At 26.6% G+C, this 16,025-nt stretch carries 30 protein-coding genes; all 30 read left to right on the forward strand.

The genetic code is table 11. The features are described 5' to 3' along the window. Positions 1–18: 18 nt before the first annotated feature. The 30 genes from rpsG (at position 19) to rplQ (ending at position 16,022) form a co-directional block, all read left to right on the forward strand. Positions 19–489, forward strand: a complete 471-nt coding sequence (gene rpsG / locus AOQ89_RS02030; protein WP_080872942.1) for a 30S ribosomal protein S7 — start codon at positions 19–21, stop codon at positions 487–489. A gap of 25 nt (positions 490–514) precedes the next feature. Next, positions 515–2,620: an elongation factor G gene (fusA, locus tag AOQ89_RS02035; RefSeq protein ID WP_080872945.1), complete on the forward strand. Its 2,106-nt coding sequence runs from the start codon at positions 515–517 to the stop codon at positions 2,618–2,620. A gap of 128 nt (positions 2,621–2,748) precedes the next feature. Next, positions 2,749–3,060 carry a 30S ribosomal protein S10 gene (gene rpsJ / locus AOQ89_RS02040; RefSeq protein WP_080872947.1) on the forward strand — a complete coding sequence of 104 codons (312 nt, stop codon included), beginning with the start codon at positions 2,749–2,751 and terminating at the stop codon, positions 3,058–3,060. Positions 3,061–3,074: 14 nt separating this feature from the next. Continuing rightward, the gene (gene rplC / locus AOQ89_RS02045; RefSeq protein WP_080872949.1) at positions 3,075–3,710 is read left to right on the forward strand and encodes a 50S ribosomal protein L3; all 636 of its coding nucleotides are present in this window, start codon (positions 3,075–3,077) and stop codon (positions 3,708–3,710) included. 9 nt (positions 3,711–3,719) lie between these two features. After that, positions 3,720–4,334, forward strand: coding sequence for a 50S ribosomal protein L4 (gene rplD, locus AOQ89_RS02050; RefSeq protein ID WP_080872953.1), 615 nt, complete (start codon positions 3,720–3,722; stop codon positions 4,332–4,334). After that, positions 4,327–4,629 (forward strand): 50S ribosomal protein L23, encoded by a 303-nt coding sequence (gene rplW / locus AOQ89_RS02055; RefSeq protein ID WP_080872957.1) that lies wholly within the window; start codon positions 4,327–4,329, stop codon positions 4,627–4,629. Before rplD ends, rplW begins: the two co-directional genes overlap by 8 nt. Positions 4,630–4,649: 20 nt before the next feature. Continuing rightward, on the forward strand, positions 4,650–5,480 hold the full coding sequence (rplB, locus tag AOQ89_RS02060; protein WP_080873357.1) for a 50S ribosomal protein L2: 831 nt from the start codon (positions 4,650–4,652) through the stop codon (positions 5,478–5,480). 19 nt (positions 5,481–5,499) lie between these two features. Continuing rightward, complete coding sequence (gene rpsS / locus AOQ89_RS02065; protein WP_080872961.1) at positions 5,500–5,790, forward strand: 30S ribosomal protein S19; 291 nt, start codon at positions 5,500–5,502, stop codon at positions 5,788–5,790. A gap of 3 nt (positions 5,791–5,793) precedes the next feature. Next, entirely contained in the window at positions 5,794–6,135 is a 342-nt protein-coding gene (gene rplV / locus AOQ89_RS02070) for a 50S ribosomal protein L22 (protein WP_080872965.1), read from the forward strand. Between the two features lie 16 nt (positions 6,136–6,151). Then, positions 6,152–6,835, forward strand: a complete 684-nt coding sequence (gene rpsC / locus AOQ89_RS02075) for a 30S ribosomal protein S3 (RefSeq protein WP_080872969.1) — start codon at positions 6,152–6,154, stop codon at positions 6,833–6,835. 11 nt (positions 6,836–6,846) lie between these two features. Beyond that, the gene (rplP, locus tag AOQ89_RS02080) at positions 6,847–7,254 is read left to right on the forward strand and encodes a 50S ribosomal protein L16 (RefSeq protein WP_080872971.1); all 408 of its coding nucleotides are present in this window, start codon (positions 6,847–6,849) and stop codon (positions 7,252–7,254) included. Position 7,255: 1 nt separating this feature from the next. Next, positions 7,256–7,462, forward strand: a complete 207-nt coding sequence (gene rpmC / locus AOQ89_RS02085) for a 50S ribosomal protein L29 (protein ID WP_080872976.1) — start codon at positions 7,256–7,258, stop codon at positions 7,460–7,462. Then, on the forward strand, positions 7,446–7,706 hold the full coding sequence (gene rpsQ, locus AOQ89_RS02090) for a 30S ribosomal protein S17 (RefSeq protein ID WP_080872979.1): 261 nt from the start codon (positions 7,446–7,448) through the stop codon (positions 7,704–7,706). Before rpmC ends, rpsQ begins: the two co-directional genes overlap by 17 nt. A 16-nt stretch (positions 7,707–7,722) precedes the next feature. Further along, a complete protein-coding gene (rplN, locus tag AOQ89_RS02095) occupies positions 7,723–8,094 on the forward strand; it encodes a 50S ribosomal protein L14 (protein WP_080872982.1) in 372 nt (123 codons plus the stop codon). 15 nt (positions 8,095–8,109) lie between these two features. Next, positions 8,110–8,421, forward strand: coding sequence for a 50S ribosomal protein L24 (gene rplX / locus AOQ89_RS02100; RefSeq protein ID WP_080873358.1), 312 nt, complete (start codon positions 8,110–8,112; stop codon positions 8,419–8,421). A gap of 13 nt (positions 8,422–8,434) precedes the next feature. After that, positions 8,435–8,965, forward strand: a complete 531-nt coding sequence (rplE, locus tag AOQ89_RS02105; protein ID WP_080872985.1) for a 50S ribosomal protein L5 — start codon at positions 8,435–8,437, stop codon at positions 8,963–8,965. Positions 8,966–8,981: 16 nt separating this feature from the next. After that, positions 8,982–9,287: a 30S ribosomal protein S14 gene (gene rpsN, locus AOQ89_RS02110; RefSeq protein WP_080873359.1), complete on the forward strand. Its 306-nt coding sequence runs from the start codon at positions 8,982–8,984 to the stop codon at positions 9,285–9,287. A gap of 16 nt (positions 9,288–9,303) precedes the next feature. After that, entirely contained in the window at positions 9,304–9,696 is a 393-nt protein-coding gene (gene rpsH / locus AOQ89_RS02115) for a 30S ribosomal protein S8 (protein ID WP_080872987.1), read from the forward strand. A gap of 12 nt (positions 9,697–9,708) precedes the next feature. Next, positions 9,709–10,242, forward strand: a complete 534-nt coding sequence (gene rplF, locus AOQ89_RS02120; RefSeq protein WP_080872989.1) for a 50S ribosomal protein L6 — start codon at positions 9,709–9,711, stop codon at positions 10,240–10,242. A gap of 5 nt (positions 10,243–10,247) precedes the next feature. After that, the gene (rplR, locus tag AOQ89_RS02125) at positions 10,248–10,601 is read left to right on the forward strand and encodes a 50S ribosomal protein L18 (RefSeq protein WP_080872992.1); all 354 of its coding nucleotides are present in this window, start codon (positions 10,248–10,250) and stop codon (positions 10,599–10,601) included. A 25-nt stretch (positions 10,602–10,626) separates the two neighbouring features. Then, a complete protein-coding gene (rpsE, locus tag AOQ89_RS02130) occupies positions 10,627–11,124 on the forward strand; it encodes a 30S ribosomal protein S5 (RefSeq protein ID WP_080872995.1) in 498 nt (165 codons plus the stop codon). A 1-nt stretch (position 11,125) separates the two neighbouring features. Continuing rightward, a complete protein-coding gene (rpmD, locus tag AOQ89_RS02135) occupies positions 11,126–11,323 on the forward strand; it encodes a 50S ribosomal protein L30 (protein ID WP_080872997.1) in 198 nt (65 codons plus the stop codon). Continuing rightward, positions 11,310–11,753 (forward strand): 50S ribosomal protein L15, encoded by a 444-nt coding sequence (gene rplO, locus AOQ89_RS02140; protein WP_080872999.1) that lies wholly within the window; start codon positions 11,310–11,312, stop codon positions 11,751–11,753. The genes rpmD and rplO overlap by 14 nt, the downstream gene beginning before the upstream one ends. A gap of 3 nt (positions 11,754–11,756) precedes the next feature. Then, a complete protein-coding gene (gene secY / locus AOQ89_RS02145) occupies positions 11,757–13,088 on the forward strand; it encodes a preprotein translocase subunit SecY (RefSeq protein ID WP_080873001.1) in 1,332 nt (443 codons plus the stop codon). A gap of 13 nt (positions 13,089–13,101) precedes the next feature. After that, on the forward strand, positions 13,102–13,218 hold the full coding sequence (rpmJ, locus tag AOQ89_RS02150) for a 50S ribosomal protein L36 (protein WP_080873003.1): 117 nt from the start codon (positions 13,102–13,104) through the stop codon (positions 13,216–13,218). Between the two features lie 3 nt (positions 13,219–13,221). Next, positions 13,222–13,578 (forward strand): 30S ribosomal protein S13, encoded by a 357-nt coding sequence (rpsM, locus tag AOQ89_RS02155; RefSeq protein WP_080873004.1) that lies wholly within the window; start codon positions 13,222–13,224, stop codon positions 13,576–13,578. A gap of 9 nt (positions 13,579–13,587) precedes the next feature. Next, entirely contained in the window at positions 13,588–13,977 is a 390-nt protein-coding gene (gene rpsK / locus AOQ89_RS02160; protein WP_080873006.1) for a 30S ribosomal protein S11, read from the forward strand. Positions 13,978–13,992: 15 nt separating this feature from the next. Then, the gene (gene rpsD, locus AOQ89_RS02165) at positions 13,993–14,613 is read left to right on the forward strand and encodes a 30S ribosomal protein S4 (RefSeq protein ID WP_080873008.1); all 621 of its coding nucleotides are present in this window, start codon (positions 13,993–13,995) and stop codon (positions 14,611–14,613) included. A 17-nt stretch (positions 14,614–14,630) separates the two neighbouring features. Continuing rightward, positions 14,631–15,626 (forward strand): DNA-directed RNA polymerase subunit alpha, encoded by a 996-nt coding sequence (locus tag AOQ89_RS02170; RefSeq protein WP_080873010.1) that lies wholly within the window; start codon positions 14,631–14,633, stop codon positions 15,624–15,626. Between the two features lie 18 nt (positions 15,627–15,644). Continuing rightward, positions 15,645–16,022: a 50S ribosomal protein L17 gene (gene rplQ / locus AOQ89_RS02175; protein WP_080873012.1), complete on the forward strand. Its 378-nt coding sequence runs from the start codon at positions 15,645–15,647 to the stop codon at positions 16,020–16,022. Positions 16,023–16,025 lie beyond the last annotated feature (3 nt).

A 16,025-nucleotide genomic window follows, 5' to 3' on the forward strand; every position in this document is an offset into this window, starting at 1 on the left:
AATTTTGGAGTTCTACAAATGTCTAGAAAAAAATTTATTGGACAGAGAAAAATACTACCAGATCCTAAATTCGGTTCTGTTCTTTTAGCAAAATTTATTAATATTTTGATGTTCGATGGAAAAAAATCTTTAGCAGAAAAAATAGTGTATAAAGCACTCAAAATATGTGCTAAAAAATCAGGAAAAAGTAGGATTGAAACTTTCGAATCCGCATTAGAAAATGTTAAACCTAGTGTTGAAGTTAAATCTAGAAGAGTAGGAGGATCAACATATCAAGTTCCAGTAGAAGTAAAAAGTAGCAGAAAAAATACTTTAGCAATGCGTTGGATTATAGAATCTGCTAGAAAGAGAAAAGAAAAATCTATGTTCTTAAAATTAGCAGAAGAAATTTCTGACGCAGAAAAAAATAGAGGTTTTTCTGTTAAAAGAAAAGAAGATATGCATAAAATTGCTGAAGCAAATAAAGCTTTTGCTCATTATAGATGGTAACTTAATTTAAATAAAGGAGTATAATTTGACAAAAACTACACCAATTCAAAGATATAGGAATATAGGAATTAGTGCTCACATAGATGCTGGAAAAACAACAACTACTGAAAGAATACTGTTTTATACAGGAGTAAACCATAAAATTGGAGAAGTCCATCATGGTTCAGCTACTATGGATTGGATGGATCAAGAACAAGAAAGAGGCATTACAATTACTTCTGCAGCAACAACTTGTTTTTGGAGTGGTATGGCAAATCAATTTGAGCCTCATAGAATTAATATCATTGATACTCCAGGACATGTAGATTTTACTATAGAAGTAGAAAGATCTATGAGAATTCTAGATGGAGTAGTAATGATATACTGCGCTGTTGGAGGAGTACAACCTCAATCAGAAACTGTTTGGAGACAGGCAAATAGATATAAAATTCCCAGAATTGCTTTCGTAAATAAAATGGACAGAATTGGAGCGAATTATTTTCTTGTTATAAAACAGTTAAAAGAAAGATTACTTGCAAATCCTATTCCAATTCATCTATCTATAGGATCTGAAGAAAATTTTACAGGTATTATTGATTTAATAAAGATGAAGGCAATACATTGGAAAGACAATGATCAAGGAATATCTTTCACATATTCAGAAATTCCTCATTTTCTAAAAGAAATTTCTTTTAAATACAATCAAAAAATTATAGAATCTGCTGCAGAATCTTCAGAAGATCTTTTAGAAAAATATATTTCAGGAAAAAAATTAACAGAAAAAGAAATAAAATCTGGACTAAGAAAAAGAGTTCTAAATAACGAAATTACTTTAGTAACTTGTGGTTCAGCATTCAAAAATAAAGGAGTGCAGTCCATGTTAGATGCTATAGTAGAATACCTTCCTTCTCCAAAAGATCTTCCTCCAATTTATGGAATAGATGAGAAGAGTGAAAAGAAAATTTTTAGAAAATCTGATGAAAATGAGCCTTTTTCAGCTTTAGCTTTTAAAATATCCAACGATGCATTTTCTGGAAATTTAACATTTTTTAGAGTATATTCTGGAAAAATACATTCTGGTTGTACAATTTTAAACTCTACAAAGAAAAAAAAAGAAAGAATAGGAAGAATAGTACAGATGCATGCTAATAAAAGAGAAGAAATTAGGGAAGTAAAAGCTGGAGATATTGCAGCTGCAGTAGGGCTTAAACAAATTACAACTGGAGATACTCTTTGTGATTTAGAAAATCCCATTATACTAGAAAAAATGGCATTTCCTGATCCAGTTATTTCAGTTGCTATAGAACCAAAAACAAGAGCAGATCAGGAAAAAATGAGTTTGGCACTAAATAAATTAGCACAGGAAGATCCTTCATTTAAAGTATGGATTGATCAAGAATCTGGACAAACAGTAATTGCAGGTATGGGAGAACTTCATTTAGAAATACTGATAGAAAGAATGAAAAGAGAATTTCAAGTTCTTGCTAATGTTGGAAAAACTCAAGTAGCTTATAGAGAAACTATAAAAAAATCTGTAGAACAAGAAGGAAAATTTATTAGACAATCTGGTGGTAGAGGACAATTTGGGCATGTTTGGATCAGAATAGAACCCATAAAAAAATCTGAAAATAAAATTTATAGATTTGTTAATAAGATAGTTGGAGGAACTATACCGAAAGAATACATACCTGCTATTGATAAAGGAATAAGAGAACAAATTAAAAGTGGAGTTTTAGCTGGATATCCCATAGTAAATGTTCAAGTTACAGTGTTTGATGGATCATTTCATGAAGTAGATTCTTCTGAAATAGCTTTTAAAATAGCTAGTTCTATTGCATTTAAAGAGGGATTTATGAAAGCTAATCCTGTAATTTTAGAACCAATTATGTCTGTAGAAATAGAGACTCCAGAGCAATATATGGGAGATGTAATAGGAGATCTAAATAGAAGAAGAGGAACAATAGAAAGTATGGAAAGTTTTTCTTTTGGAAAAAAAATTAAATCAAGTATTCCTTTATCTGAAATGTTTGGTTACGCCACTGATTTAAGATCTCAAACACAAGGAAGAGCTTGCTATTCTATGGAATTTTTGAAATACCAAGAGGCTCCAAAAAATATTTCTGAAAAAATTATTATTGAAAGAAAAAAATAAATATTATTTATAATTTTCAAATAGTTTCTATTGCTTACTGAAAATATTTGTGTATAGTAAAGATTTATAATTTCTGCAAAATTTATTTTTAAATATATTTATAATCTAATAATAGAGAATTATAGTCAATGCAAAAGCAAAGAATAAGAATACGATTAAAAGCATTTGATCATAGATTGATAGATCGATCGACAGTAGAAATTGTGAAAACAGCAAAGAGAACAGGAGCACAAGTTAGAGGTCCAATACCTTTGCCTACAAAAAAAGAAAGATTTACAATTCTAATTTCTCCTCATGCAAATAAAGATGCTAGAGATCAATACGAGATTCGAACACATAAAAGATTAGTTGATATAGTAGAACCTACTGAAAAAACAGTAGATGCTTTAATGAAATTAGATCTTGCAGCTGGTGTAGATGTACAAATTAGCTTAGGATAAATAAAGGTAATTTTATGATAGGTTTAGTAGGAAAAAAAATTGGTATAACTAGAATTTTTGATCAAAAAGGAAATTCAATACCAGTTACAATTGTAAAATTTGAAGATAACTTTATAGTTTCTATTAAAACAAAAAAAAAACATGGATATTCTGCTATACAAGTGACAACAGGAGAAAAAAAAAATAAAAAAGTCAAAAAACCATATTTAGGAATTTTTTTAAAGTCCTCTTTAACTCCAGGTATAGGATTATGGGAATTTAGAACAAATAAAGAAAATTATAAGATTGGTCAAAAAATAAATCTAAAAATATTTTCAAAAGTCAAAAAAGTAGATATCTTGGGATATTCAAAAGGTAAAGGATTTTCCGGTACCATAAAAAGATGGCATTTTAGATCTCAAGATGCCACACATGGTAATTCTCTATCTCATAGAGCGCCTGGTTCTATTGGACAAAATCAAACTCCAGGAAGGACATTTAAAGGAAAAAAAATGTCTGGAAGGTTAGGCAATAAAAAAGTCACTATACAAAATTTAAAAATTATTCGTATTGATGAAGAAAAAAATATTTTGCTAGTAAAAGGATGTGTCCCTGGATCAGTAGGAGGAAATATTATCGTAAAACCAGCAATTAAAATTTATTTTAAATAAAGAGGAAATATGTATATTCCTATAGAAAAAGTTATAAAAAAAAAAAAAGAACTATTTAGTATTTTTCAAACTCAATATAATCCAAACTTAGTACATCAAGTATTGAACTACTATAATTACAGTATACATAAAGGTAGATCTGTACAAAAAAATAGATCGTGTGTAAAAGGATCAAATAGAAAACCTTGGAAACAGAAAGGTACTGGAAGAGCAAGATCAGGAAGTGTGAAAAGTCCGATATGGAGATCAGGTGGAGTAACTTTTGGTACTAAAATAAAAAAAGGAAAAATAAAAATTAATAAAAGAATGTACAAATTAGCTATAAAATCAATTTTTTCAGAGCTATTTAGAAAAAAAAAAATATTTTTTATAGAAAAAATAGATTTAAAAACTAATAAAACTAAAGATTTTTTAAATTCTATAGAATTTATGGAACCAAAAAAGTACAACATTTTAATTATTTCAGAAGAAATTTCAAAAAATCTTTTTCTTGCTTCTAGAAATTTAAAAAAAATAAAAATTATAAAAGTTCAAAATATTAATCCAGTTAATTTAATTTCTTATCAAAAAATAGTAATTTTTTTAAATTCTATTAAAAAAATAAAGGAAAACCTGCATGAATGATAATTTCCATCCTTTTAAAGTAATAAAAAATATGCATATTTCAGAAAAATCTTCTGTTTCTTTTGAAAAAAATAGAACAATTGTTGTTAGAGTTCCAAAAAATACTAATAAAAAAATTATTAAATATTGTTTTGAAAAAATTTTTAAAATTAAAATCAAAAAAATTAATACTTTAGTTGTGAAAGGAAAGAAAAAAAAGTATAAAAATTTTTTTGGAAGAAGAAAAGATTATAAAAAAGCTTATTTGATTGCTGAAAAAGGACAAAATTTGAAGTCTATTAGTAATATTAGATAAAATATTAATTGAATAAAATTATGATAATTATAAGATGTAAACCAACTTCTCCTGGTAGAAGGCATTTAATAAAAATAAAAAGTCAAGAAATAACTAAATTTAAGAAAAAAAAAAATAAATCTTTATTAAAGAAAATTAAAAAAACTGGAGGAAGAAATAATATTGGAAGAATTACCACAAGACATATAGGAGGGGGACAAAAAAGAAAATACAGATTAATAGATTTTAAGAGAAACAAAGATAATATCTTTGCTAAAGTTTTAAGAATAGAATACGATCCTAATCGTTCTGCAAATATAGCGTATTTAGTATATCAAGATGGGGAGAAAAGATATGTTATTGCTCCAAAAGGGATAAAAGTTGGAGATAAAATACAATCTGGAGAAAATATAGATATTAGAATAGGAAATTGTTTACCAATTAAAAATATTCCTATAGGAATAAATATTTTTAATATAGAAATTAAAGCAAAAAAAGGGGGTCAAATAGCAAGATCTGCAGGATCTTACGCACAAATTTTATCAAAAGAAGAAAATTATGCAACTATTAGATTACGATCAGGAGAAATTCGAAAAATACATACTAGTTGTAGAGCTACAATAGGAGAAGTTGGAAATAACGAACATATGCTACGTTCTTTAGGAAAAGCAGGAGCAAAAAGATGGCATGGAATTAGACCAACAGTAAGAGGAACTGCAATGAATCCTATAGATCATCCTCATGGAGGAGGAGAAGGAAAAAATTTTGGTAAACATCCTGTTTCTCCTTCTGGAATACAAAGTAAGGGAAAAAAAACAAGAAAAAATAAAAGAACTGATAAATATATAATTAAGAAAAAAACAAAAAAATAATAAATAATGGAGAAAAATTTTGCCAAGATCTATTAAAAAAGGTCCATTTATTGATAAACATTTACTAAAAAAAGTAGAAAAAGCAATAAAAGAAAAAAGTAGAAAACCAATTCGTACCTGGTCTCGTCGCTCTACTATTTTCCCTAATATGGTAGGTTTAACTATTTCCGTTCATAATGGTAAAACTCACATACCGATTTACATTTTAGACGAAATGGTAGGACATAAATTAGGAGAATTTGCTCCTACTAGAACTTATAGAGGGCATAATAAAGAGAAAAAAGAAAAAAACAAAGGAAAAAGAGAGTAATATATGAAAGAAATATTAGCAAAGCATCTTTATGCTAAATCTTCAGCACAAAAAATTCGTTTAATAGCAAATTTAATAAAAGGAAAAAAAGCTATTCTTGCTTTACAAATACTACAGTTTAGTAAAAAAAAATCTGCTTTTCTTTTATATAAAGTACTAAAATCTGCTATAGCAAATTCTGAAAATAATTATGGAATTTTACCTAAATACCTATTTATAAAGAAAGTTTTTATTGATAAAGCAGTATCAATGAAACGAATTATGCCAAGAGCTAAAGGAAAAGCTGATAGAATTCTTAAAAGAACAAGTCATATTACTTTAATTCTATCTTCAAAACAACGATAAAAGGAGATTTGCTAAAATGGGACAAAAAGTTCATCCTAATGGAATTCGATTAGGTATAATAAGATCTTGGAGTTCAATTTGGTATGTAGAAAAAAAAGAATTTGCTAAAAATTTACAAAGTGATTTTGAAGTTAGAGAATTTTTAAAGAAAAAATTATCTAAAGCATCAGTTTCAAAAGTTATTATAGAAAGACCAGCAAAAAGTATTCGTGTTACGATATATACAGCTAGACCTGGAATTATAATAGGAAAAAAAGGAGAAGATGTAGAAAAACTAAGAAAGGATATAGCAAAAATATCTGGTGTTCCAGCAAAAATTAATATTTCTGAAATTAGAAAACCAGAAATAAATGCAAAATTAGTAGCTGAATCAATTTCAATGCAATTAGAAAAAAGAGCTATGTTTCGTAGAGTAATCAAACGTTCTGTACAAAATGCTATTAGAACAGGAGCTAAAGGTATAAAAATTGAAATTAGTGGAAGATTAGGAGGAACAGAAATAGCTAGAACAGAATGGCATAGAGAAGGAAGAGTACCTCTTCATACTTTTAGAGCAGATATAGATTATAGTGACTCTGTAGCAAAAACAAACTACGGAATTATAGGTGTAAAAGTTTGGATTTTTAAAGGAGAAATACTTGGTAAAACTAATATAGAAAGAAAAAAAAAGAAAAATAACAGTAAATATAATAAAAATTGAGAATACTTATTATGTTACAACCAAAAAATACAAAATATAGAAAAATGCAAAAAGGAAGAAATAAGGGAATTGCTTCAAAAACAACACTACAATTTGGATCTTATGGATTAAAAGCTGTTACAAGAGGAAGAATTACTGCTCAACAGATAGAATCAGCTAGAAGAGTAATAACTAGATCTGTAAAAAGACAAGGAAAAATTTGGATATGTATTTTCCCAGATAAACCAATTACTAAAAAACCTCTTGAAGTCAGAATGGGAAAAGGAAAAGGAAATGTAGAATATTGGGTTGCAATAGTGAAACCAGGAACTATTTTATATGAAGTAGAAAATTTTTCTGAAGAAGAAGCAAAATGTGCTTTTAATCTTGCCTCTGCTAAACTTCCTGTAAAAACTATTTTTGTAAAAAAGGAATACTAAAATGAATATTGACGAAATGAGAAAAAAAAATAGTAAGCAACTATTTGATGAAATTCTTCTTCTTTTAAAAGAACAATTTAATTTAAGAATGCAAATTTCTAAAGAAAAGAAAAAAACACATCTTTTTAGTAGATCAAGAAAAAATATTGCTAGAATTAAAACAATATTGAAAGAAAGAGAAAGGTCTTCCAATGTCAAAAAAAAATAGTAAAACTTTATTAGGATATATTGTTAATAATAAAATGAAGAAAACTATTATAGTTTCTGTAAACAGAATTGTAAAGCATAAAATCTATAAGAAAATAATCAGAAAAACCACAAAACTACAAGTTCATGACGAAAAAAATATTGGAAAAATAGGAGATTTAGTTAGAATAAAAGAATGCAGACCTATTTCAAAAAAAAAATCTTGGATTCTAATCAAAATAGTACAAAAAACCAAAAATTTATAAAAATAAGAGAAATACTATGATTCAAGAAAGAACTATATTGCGTGTTGCAGATAATTCTGGAGCAAAAAATGTAATTTGTATAAAAGTATTAGGAGGTTCAAAAAGAAGATATGCAAATATTGGAGATATTATAAAAATTGCAGTTAAAGAAGCAATACCAAGATCAAAAGTAAATAAAGGAGAAGTACTAAAAGCAGTAGTAATAAGAACAAAGTTTGGAATCAGAAGGAAAGACGGAACTCAAATAAAATTCGATCAAAATGAATGCGTTCTTCTTAATAATACTACAGAACAAATTATAGGAACAAGGATATTTGGTCCTGTTACTAGAGAATTAAGAAAAGATAAATTCATGAAAATAATTTCTTTAGCACCAGAAGTGCTGTAATTTTTGGAGGAAAATTTGTCAAGAAAAATTAAGAAAGATGACGAAGTCATAGTTATATCAGGAAAAGAAAAAGGAAAAGTTGGAAAAGTGATAAAAATAAAAAATAAATTAAAAGTATTTATTTCTGGTATTAATATGGTCAAAAAACATAAAAAACCAAATCCAAATGAAAAAGATTCTGGAGGAATTATAGAAAAAGAAGCTCCTATCAATATATCCAATGTAGCTATCTTTAATAGATACACAAAAAAAGCAGATAAAGTTAGGTTTATATTTGAAAAAGAAAAAAAAATAAGAATTTTTAAATCCAATAAGAAGCGTATATAAAATTTAAAATAATATGAAAGAATACTACAAGAGTAAAATAGTACACAGAATGATGGAAAAGTTTTCTTACAAATCAATTATGCAAGTACCAAAAATAAAAAAAATTGTCATTAACATAGGAGTTGGAAAATCTATTTTAGATAAAAAATTTTTAGAAAATGCTATAGTTGATTTGCAAAAAATATCTTGCCAAAAACCAATTGTCACAAAAGCTAAAAAATCTATATCTAGTTTTAAACTAAGACAAGGATACGCAATTGGTTGCAAAGTAACACTTAGAAAAAATAATATGTGGAATTTTTTAAAAAAGATTATTTTTATAGCAATACCTAGAATTAGGGATTTTAGAGGATTTTCAAAAAAATCTTTTGATCAAAAGGGAAACTATAATATAGGTATTAGAGAACAAATTATATTTCCAGAAATAGATTACGAAAAAATTGATTGTATTAGAGGCATGAATATAACTTTAGTAACAAGTGCGAAATCAAAAATAGAAGGTTATGAACTTTTAAAATTTTTTGGTTTTCCTTTTTATGATTAGCTTTTTAGGAGAAAATATGACCAAAAAATCAATAATAGCTAGAGAATTAAAAAGAAAAAAATTAGCAAAAAAATTTTTTAAAAAAAGAAAAAAATTAAAAAAAATTATATCTGATAGAACAGTAAATCAAAAAGAAAGATGGAAAGCTGTTATGCAGTTACAATCTTTACCTAGAGATTCTAGTATTTCTAGACAAAGAAATAGATGTATGCAAACTGGAAGACCTCATGCATTTTTAAGAAAATTTGGAATGAGTCGTATGAAAGTTAGAGAAGCAGCTATGAAAGGAGAAATACCTGGCCTCAGAAAGGCAAGTTGGTAAAATATTAGGAGAAATTATGAGTCTACAAGATCCAATTGCAAATTTTTTAACTAGCATAAGAAATGCTCAAAAAGCTAGAAAAAAATCAATTTTTTCAACTTATTCAAAAATAAAATACGAAATTGCCAAAATTTTAGAAAAAGAGGGATATATACAAAATTGTGATTTAAAAAAAAAAAAGTTTTTTTGTATTAAAATTGTACTAAAGTACTTCCAAAAGCAACCAGTAATAGAAAATATTAAAAGAATTAGTAAACCTGGGTTAAGAATATATTCTAAAAAAAAAGATATTCCTAAAATTATGGGAGGTATGGGAATCGTAATACTTTCCACATCTAAAGGAATTATGACAGATAAGAAAGCAAGAAAAATGAATCTAGGTGGAGAAATTATTTGTTCTATTTCATAAATTGGAAATAACATGTCTCGTATAGCTAAATTGCCAATAGAAATTCCTACAGAAGTAGTAGTTTCATTGAGAAAAAAATCAATTTTTATAGAAGGAAAAAAAGGAAAATTAGAATTTTTTATTCATAATTGCTTAATTATAGAAATAAAAAAAAATAAAATCTATATAAAAGTAGGAAAAGATACTTCAAAAAACTGGTCTATTGCAGGAACATCAAGAGCAATACTAAACAATATGATTTTAGGAGTAAAAAATGGTTTTGTAAAAAAACTTATTTTATTTGGTGTAGGATATAGAGCTTCTGTTAAAAATAGTATTTTAGAATTATTTTTAGGATTTTCGCATAGTATTAAGTACAAATTACCAGAAGGAATATTAGCAGAATGTAAAAAAAATTCGCAAATTCTTATTAAAGGTATTGATAAACAAAAAGTTGGACAAGTAGCTGCAGAAATTCGTTCTTATAGACCACCAGAACCGTATAAAGGAAAAGGAATAAGGTATAGTGATGAAATTATTAAAATTAAAGAAACTAAAAAGAAATAAAGATTATGAAAAAAAAAATAATTAGAAAAAGAAGAGCAAAAAATGCTAGAAAAAAAATAGAAAATTTAGATATCTTTAGACTTTCTGTATACAAAACTGCTAAACATATTTATTCACAAATTTTTTCTATTGATAACAAATCAACAATTGTTTCTGCTTCTACAATAGAAAAAAAAATTAGAAAAGATCTTTCTAAAACTGGAAGTATAGAAGCAGCTAAAAAAATAGGAAGAATAATAGCTAAAAGAGCTATTGCTAAAAATATCAAAAGAGTAGCATTTGATCGATCTGGTTTTAAGTATCATGGAAAAATAAAAATTTTAGCGGAATCTGCAAGAGAATTTGGACTGAAGTTTTAAATATTATGAAATTTAAGAAGGAATTATGCAAATAGATAAAATAAACGGAGATCTTAAAGAAAAATTAATTTCTGTAAATCGAGTTTCTAAAACAGTTAAGGGAGGAAGAATATTTAGTTTTACAGCATTAACGGTTGTAGGAAACGGAAACGGAAAAGTAGGTTTTGGATACGGAAAGGCAAGAGAAGTTCCTATAGCAATACAAAAGGCTATGGAAAAAGCTAAAAAAAACATGATTAATGTATTTTTAAAGAATGGAACAATACAGTACAAAATATACGGGAAATACATAAAATCTAAAATTTTTATGCAACCTGCATCTGAAGGTACAGGAATTATTGCAGGTGGATCCATGAGGCCAATATTAGAAGTTTTAGGAATAAGAAATATACTCACTAAAATATACGGTTCTACTAATCCTATGAATGTTGTTAGAGCTACTATTGAATCTCTAAAAAATATGAAATCAGTGTACTATATTTCTAAAAAGAGAGGAAAATCAATACAAGAGATTTTTGAATAAGATGAAAAATAAATTTTTTAAAATTGTACAAATAAAAAGTACTATAGGGAAAAAACCAAAACACAGAGCTACTATTTTATGTTTAGGTTTGAAAAAAATAGGAAGTATATCTATAGTAAAAAATACTAAATCAATAAGAGGTATGATGAATTTAGTTTCTTATATGATCAAATTTGAGGAATTTTATGAAAATAAATAAAATTTCTTTAAAAACTAAAAAAAAAAAGAAAAAAAGATTGGGAAGAGGAATTGGATCAGGATTTGGAAAAACATGTGGAAGAGGACATAAGGGGCAAAAATCTAGATCTGGATTTTCTATAAAAAGAGGTTTTGAGGGAGGACAGATGCCTTTGTACAGAAGGCTTCCGAAATTTGGATTCAATTCAAGAAAATCTAAAGTTAGATTTAAGGAGATTCAACTTTTTAGTCTTCAAAAAATTTTCGATAGTAGTAAAAAAATAAATCTGAATTTTTTAAAAGAAAAAAAGATTATTTCTAAAAACATAAAATTCGTAAAAATAATACTATCTAAAAAGATACTTAAAAATCCATTAAAAATAGAAGGACTAAAAATTACTAAGGGAGTGAATTTAGCAATTAAAAAATTGAGTGAAAATTTGGAGAAATAACACATGGTGCAAAATTTTTATTCAACAATTTTGAGAAATAAAAATGGAATAAAAGAAATTAAAAAAAGAGTTTTTTTTGTATTTTTGATACTAGTTGTATTTAGAATAGGATCTTATATTCCTATACCAGGTATAGATACCACAATACTATCAAAACTCTTAGAAAAAAATAAAGGAACGATAATAGAAATGTTTAATATGTTTTCTGGAGGTTCTTTTAGTAGAGCTTCTATATTTTCTTTAGGTATTATGCCGTATATATCTTCTTCCATAATAGTGCAAATGCTAACAGTTGTACATCCTTCTTTTTCAGAAATGAAAAAAAATGGAGAATCTGGAAGAAAAAAAATTAGTCTATACACTAGATATGGAGCATTATGCATTTCTATTTTACAAGCAATTGGAATATCATTTGGACTTCCTAATTTACCAGGAATGCAAGATCTTATAATAAATTCTAGTTTCGAATTTTATTCTACAGCAATTATAAGTTTGGTTTGTGGTTCAGTGTTTCTAATGTGGTTGGGAGAAATTGCCTCAGAAAGAGGTATAGGAAGTGGAACATCTATAATAATTTTCGCTGGAATTGTTGCTGGATTACCTCAAGCAATAGCAAATACTATAGAACAAACTAGACAAGGGGAATTGCATTTTTTTTCGTTTCTGTTCGTTTGTTTGCTAGTTTTTTTAACAACTTTTCTAGTAGTTTTTGTAGAAAGGGGACAAAGAAAAATTACTGTGCATTATCCAAAAAGACAACAAGGAAGAAAAATATATAACTCTCATTGTACACATCTTCCTCTAAAAGTTAATATGGCTGGAGTTATCCCTGCTATATTTGCATCCAGTGTTGTTTTGTTTCCTGTTACCTTACTTTCTTGGTTTGGAAATAAAAATATAAAATTCCTTAACTTTATTACTTACAATTTGCAACCGGGAAAGCTTTTCTATATCTTTTTATACACTGCTACGATTATATTTTTTTGTTTTTTTTACACACATTTAATGTTTAATGCAAAAGAAACAGCAGAAAATTTAAAAAAATCTGGTGCTTTCTTACCTGGAATCAGACCTGGAATACAAACTTCTATACATATAGAAAAGATTATGAATAGATTAACTTTTTTAGGATCAATATATATATCATTAATTTGCTTAGTTCCAGAATTTATGCATAATGCGCTGAAAGTACCATTTTATTTTGGAGGGACTTCTTTATTAATTGTAGTTGTAGTAATAATCGATTTTATTTCGCAAATTCAAACTTTAATTTTGTCTAATCAGTACGAATCTGTTTTCAAAAAAGCAAATCTGAAAAGTTTTTATAAAAAATAACGGATATTTTAAAATGAAAGTTAGAGCTTCAGTAAAAAAAATATGTAGAAACTGTAAAATTGTACGAAGAAAAAGAGTTTTGAGAATTATTTGTAAAGTCGATCCAAAACATAAACAAAGACAAGGTTAAAATATGATCCGAATTGCTGGAATTAATATATCAGACGAAAAACATGTTTTTATTGGATTAACTTCTATATATGGAATAGGAAAGAGTCTTTCTTATAAAATTTGTAATTCTTTAAAAATAGAAGCAAATAAAAAAATTAAGTACTTATCTGAGGAAGAAATTGAAAAAATAAGACATGAAGTATCAAAGCTATTAATAGAAGGGGATTTAAGAAGAGAAAAAAATCTAAATATTAAAAGATTAATAGATATTGGATCGTATAGAGGAATTAGACATAAATGGCGTCTTCCAGTTCGTGGTCAGAGAACAAAGACAAATGCTAGAACCAGAAAAGGTCCTAGAAAACCAATAAAAAGGTAAGGAAAATTTATGAAAAAAACTTTTTCTAAAAATAAAAAAAAAAAAAGAAAAAATATAAAAGATGGAATTGCACATATACATGCTTCTTTTAATAATACAATCATAACTATAAGTGATAGACAAGGAAATACTTTAGGTTGGGCTACTTCTGGAGGTTCCGGTTTTAGAGGTTCTAGAAAATCTACTCCTTTTGCTGCACAAGTTGCTACAGAAAGATGTATAGAATCTGTTAAAGAATATGGAATAAAAAATTTAGAAGTTATGGTAAAGGGTCCTGGTCCAGGTAGAGAATCTGCAATTAGAACTCTAAATTCTGCAGGTTTTAGAATAACTAATATTACTGATGTAACTCCTATACCTCATAATGGTTGTAGACCTCCTAAAAAAAGAAGAGTATAAAATAGGGGGATTTAAATGGCAAAATATTTAGGATCAAAACTCAAAATTAGTAGAAGAGAAGGGACAGATTTATTTTTAAAATCTGGAATTAGATCTATAGAATCAAAATGTAAAATTGGACAATTACCTGGACAACATAATTTAAAAAAACCAAGATTTTCTGATTATGGAAAACAACTGAGAGAAAAACAAAAAGTAAAAAAAATTTATGGAATATTAGAAAAACAATTTAGAAATTATTATAAAAAATCTTCTAAAATGAAAGGTATACCTGGAGAAAATCTACTTCTTCTTTTAGAAAGAAGATTAGATAATATAATTTATCGTATGGGATTTGGATGTACTAGAATAGAATCAAGGCAGATTGTAAATCATAAATTCGTTTTAGTAAATAAAAAAATTGTTAATATTCCTTCCTATCAAATTAAAGTAGGAGATAAAATTTATATAAAAAAGAAAGCACAAAATCATTCTAGAATTATTTCTTCTATAGAAATATCTGAATCTAGAGAAAAAGCATCTTGGATAGAAGTAGATTATAAAAAAATGCAAGGAACTATAAAAAGATTTCCAGAAAGAAATGAACTTTATTCAGATATAAATGAGCATTTAATTATTGAATTTTATTCAAAATAAAATTTTGTGAGGAAAAAATGCAAAATTCTATAATGAATTTTTTAACTCCTAGAATTGTAGAAATAGAAAAAATTGATTTAACACATAGCAAAGTTACTTTGGAACCGTTAGAAAGAGGTTTTGGTCACACTTTAGGAAATGCATTAAGAAGAGTTCTTTTATCATCCATGCCAGGTTATGCAGTTACAGAAGTAGAGATAGAAGGTGTACTACATGAGTACAGTACAAAAGAAGGAGTTCGTGAAGATATTTTAGAAATACTACTAAATCTAAAAGAACTCTCAGTTGTACTAAAAGAAAAACAAAGTACTATTGTAACTGTTGAAAAATTTGGAATTGGAAAAGTGACGGCAGCAGATATAATCCATTCAGAAGAAATTAAAATTGTAAAACCAGATCAAGTTTTATGCCATTTAACAGACAAAAAATCTTCTATAAAAATGAAAATTAAAATAGAAAAAGGAAGAGGATATTCAACTGCTGCTAATAGAATTAGAAATTTAAAAAATTCTAGACCAATAGGTAGATTATTTTTAGATGCTTGTTATAGTCCTATAGAAAGAATATCATATGCAGTAGAAGCTGCTAGAGTAGAACAAAGAACTGATTTAGATAAACTAATTATAGAGATTAAAACAAACGGAACAATAGAACCAGATTTTGCAATAAGAAAAGCAGCAACAATACTATCAGAACAACTATCATCTTTCGTAGATTTACAAGATATTAAAAAACAAAAAAAAGAAAAAGAATTACCAAAATTTGATCCTATACTACTTAAGAATGTGGATGATTTAGAATTGACAGTAAGATCAGCAAATTGCTTAAAAGCTGAATCTATACAGTATATAGGAGATTTAGTGCAAAAAACAGAAGTAGAACTACTAAAAACTCCTAATTTAGGAAAAAAATCTCTTACAGAAATTAAAGATGTTCTATCTTCTAGAGGATTATCTTTAGGAACTAAACTAAAAAATTGGAATCCAGAAAAAATAAAAAAAGAAAATAAATAAAATTCAAAAAGAGAGAATATGAGACATAAAAAAATTGGAAAAAGATTAAATCTTAAATCAGATCATAGAAGATCATTATTTAAAAATCTAGCATATTCTTTAATAAAAAAAGAAATAGTTCTTACTACTTTGCAAAAAGCAAAGGAATTAAAGAGATTTATAGAACCTATAATTAATTTAACAAAGAAAAATAGTATACACAATAAAAGAAAAGTCTTTTCTCTTATGAAAGATAAAGGAATTGTTAAAAAATTATTTTCTGAAATACGTAATAGATTTATGCATACGAAAGGAGGATACACAAGAATTATAAAATCTCATTTTAGAAAAGGAGATAGTGCAAATATGGCATACATAGAAATTTTAAGAAGAAAAAAAAATAAAATAAAAAAATAGCAA

This window comes from bacterium endosymbiont of Pedicinus badii (genome assembly GCF_002075085.1).
Classification (GTDB): domain Bacteria; phylum Pseudomonadota; class Gammaproteobacteria; order Enterobacterales; family Enterobacteriaceae; genus PRUG.